1 rRNA gene (only partly in view) is annotated in these 2,770 nt (G+C 58.8%); it reads right to left on the bottom strand.

Features of this window, described 5'->3' with window-relative positions:
* Window positions 1-38: 38 nt before the first annotated feature.
* Window positions 39-2,770 (bottom strand): 23S ribosomal RNA (locus IQ279_RS27360); it runs 391 nt beyond the window's last position.

Here is a 2,770-nt window from a genome sequence, read left to right as displayed (position 1 = left end):
TCGTGGTCTCAGAACCCACACAGTGGACGCGAACATCTACGGTCAAGCCCTCGGCCTATTAGTACCGGTCAACTCCACCCCTCACAGAGCTTCCATCTCCGGCCTATCAACCCGGTCGTCTCCCGGGAGCCTTACCCCCTCAAAGGAGGTGGGAGCCCTCATCTCGAAGCAGGCTTCCCGCTTAGATGCTTTCAGCGGTTATCCCTCCCGAACGTAGCCAACCAGCCATGCCCTTGGCAGAACAACTGGCACACCAGAGGTTCGTCCGTCCCGGTCCTCTCGTACTAGGGACAGCCCTTCTCAAGACTCCTACGCGCACAGCGGATAGGGACCGAACTGTCTCACGACGTTCTAAACCCAGCTCGCGTACCGCTTTAATGGGCGAACAGCCCAACCCTTGGGACCGACTCCAGCCCCAGGATGCGACGAGCCGACATCGAGGTGCCAAACCATCCCGTCGATATGGACTCTTGGGGAAGATCAGCCTGTTATCCCCGGGGTACCTTTTATCCGTTGAGCGACGGCGCTTCCACAAGCCACCGCCGGATCACTAGTCCCGACTTTCGTCCCTGCTCGACCCGTCAGTCTCACAGTCAAGCTCCCTTGTGCACTTACACTCACCACCTGATGACCAACCAGGCTGAGGGAACCTTTGGGCGCCTCCGTTACCCTTTGGGAGGCAACCGCCCCAGTTAAACTACCCACCAGACACTGTCCCCGATCCGGATCACGGACCCGGGTTAGACATCCAGCACGACCAGAGTGGTATTTCAACAACGCCTCCACACACACTGGCGTGCATGCTTCACCGGCTCCCACCTATCCTACACAAGCCGAACCGAACACCAATATCAAGCTGTAGTAAAGGTCCCGGGGTCTTTCCGTCCTGCTGCGCGAAACGAGCATCTTTACTCGTAGTGCAATTTCACCGGGCCTATGGTTGAGACAGTCGAGAAGTCGTTACGCCATTCGTGCAGGTCGGAACTTACCCGACAAGGAATTTCGCTACCTTAGGATGGTTATAGTTACCACCGCCGTTTACTGGCGCTTAAGTTCTCAGCTTCGCCCACCCGAAAGTGAGCTAACCGGTCCCCTTAACGTTCCAGCACCGGGCAGGCGTCAGTCCGTATACCTCGCCTTACGGCTTCGCACGGACCTGTGTTTTTAGTAAACAGTCGCTTCTCGCTGGTCTCTGCGGCCACCCCCAGCTCAGGCAGCACGTGCCATCACCGGGTGTGGCCCCCCTTCTCCCGAAGTTACGGGGGCATTTTGCCGAGTTCCTTAACCATAGTTCACCCGAACGCCTCGGTATTCTCTACCAGACCACCTGAGTCGGTTTGGGGTACGGGCCGCCGTGCAACTCGCTAGAGGCTTTTCTCGACAGCATAGGATCATCCACTTCACCGTCATCGGCTCGGCATCAGGTCTCAGGCATCATGCCAGACGGATTTACCTGCCTGGCGCCCTACACCCTTACCCCGGGACAACCACCGCCCGGGCTGGACTACCTTCCTGCGTCACCCCATCACTCACCTACTACCGGATCGGGCCGTCGGCTCCACCACATCCCGCGCCCGAAGGCACCGGAGGGCTTCACGGACTTAGCATCACCGGGCTCGGCCCTTGCGCTCCACAGCGGGTACCGGAATATCAACCGGTTATCCATCGACTACGCCTGTCGGCCTCGCCTTAGGCCCCGACTTACCCTGGGCAGATCAGCTTGACCCAGGAACCCTTGGTCAATCGGCGCAGGAGTTTCCCACTCCTGTATCGCTACTCATGCCTGCATTCTCACTCGTGTACCGTCCACCACTGCCTTCCGGCGCGGCTTCACCCGGCACACGACGCTCCCCTACCCATCGACACCCCCGTTGGAGGTTGATGTGCCGATGACACGACGTCGGCGGTGTGCTTGAGCCCCGCTACATTGTCGGCGCAGAATCACTTGACCAGTGAGCTATTACGCACTCTTTCAAGGATGGCTGCTTCTAAGCCAACCTCCTGGTTGTCTCTGCGACTCCACATCCTTTCCCACTTAGCACACGCTTGGGGGCCTTAGTCGATGCTCTGGGCTGTTTCCCTCTCGACCATGGAGCTTATCCCCCACAGTCTCACTGCCGCGCTTACCACTTACCGGCATTCGGAGTTTGGCTAAGGTCAGTAACCCGGTAGGGCCCATCGCCTATCCAGTGCTCTACCTCCGGCAAGCAACACGCGACGCTGCACCTAAATGCATTTCGGGGAGAACCAGCTATCACGGAGTTTGATTGGCCTTTCACCCCTAACCACAGGTCATCCCCCAGGTTTTCAACCCTGGTGGGTTCGGGCCTCCACGACCTCTTACAGCCGCTTCACCCTGCCCATGGCTAGATCACTCCGCTTCGGGTCTTGGGCACGCTACTTCCGATCGCCCTGTTCGGACTCGCTTTCGCTACGGCTTCCCCACACGGGTTAACCTCGCAACGCACCGCAAACTCGCAGGCTCATTCTTCAAAAGGCACGCAGTCACGACACACCGGCAAGCCGGCATGCGACGCTCCCACGGCTTGTAGGCACACGGTTTCAGGTACTATTTCACTCCGCTCCCGCGGTACTTTTCACCATTCCCTCACGGTACTCTCCGCTATCGGTCACCAGGGAATATTTAGGCTTGACGGGTGGTCCCGCCAGATTCACACGGGATTTCTCGGGCCCCGTGCTACTTGGGTGATCCTCAAACGAGCCGCACAGATTTCGGCTACGGGGGTCTTACCCTCTACGCCGGGCCTTT

Origin of the sequence: Streptomyces verrucosisporus, assembly GCF_017114865.1 — a bacterium.
Taxonomy (GTDB): Bacteria; Actinomycetota; Actinomycetes; order Streptomycetales; family Streptomycetaceae; genus Streptomyces; species Streptomyces fenghuangensis.
The sequence above is the reverse complement of the archived record's forward strand: the minus strand, read 5'-3'. Positions and strand labels throughout refer to the sequence as shown.